1 protein-coding gene is annotated in these 735 nt (G+C 41.5%); it reads left to right on the forward strand.

Annotated features, from left to right (window positions below):
* Positions 1-735: substrate-binding domain-containing protein (locus tag R3X26_RS18805; RefSeq protein ID WP_317718849.1), on the forward strand; the 735-nt coding region annotated here is incomplete at both ends.

The following is a 735-nucleotide window of genomic DNA, read 5'->3' on the forward strand; positions in this document are numbered from 1 at the left end:
TTGATGTCAGCTTTGGACAACCTTGGTACGCAGAATGCTGATGGCGTCATTGTTTGTGTTCCCAATGTTAAACTTGGTCCAGCGGTTGTTGCCTCAGCAAAACGTAATGGCTTGAAGCTTATGTCCGTGGATGACCGGTTAGTTGACGGCAACAATGAACCTATTGAAGAAGTGGTTCATATGGGGATCTCTGCTTACAACATCGGTCGTGAAGTAGGTCAAGCATTATTTGATGAGATAAAATCACGTGGCTGGAATACTGACGAAGTAGCTGTTATGGCATTAAGCTACAAGCAACTCCCTACCGCATTCGAGCGTTCTCAAGGTGCAACGGATGTTCTAATGGAGAACAACTATCCAAAGCAGAATATTTTTGATACTCCGCATCGTTTGGATAATACAGAACAAGCTTTCAACGCTGCAAATAGCTTGATCACTCAAAAAGGTGACTATAAGAAATGGATTGTATACGGCATGAATGACCAAGTTGTCATTGGTGGTGTTCGTGCACTCGAAGGTAATGGTATCTCTGCTGAAAATATCATTGGTATTGGTATTAATGGTACAGAAGAAGCGATTAATGAGTTCCGTAAACCTATTCAAACGGGATTCTACGGTACGGTTATTTTAAGCGCAAAAGCACACGGATATCAGACGTCCATAAATATGTTTAACTGGGTAGAAAATGATATTCAACCTGAGAAATTGATTTACACCTCTGGTCATTTGGCAACC

Origin of the sequence: Vibrio sp. TH_r3 (assembly GCF_033101115.1) — a bacterium.
Taxonomy (GTDB): domain Bacteria; phylum Pseudomonadota; class Gammaproteobacteria; order Enterobacterales; family Vibrionaceae; genus Vibrio.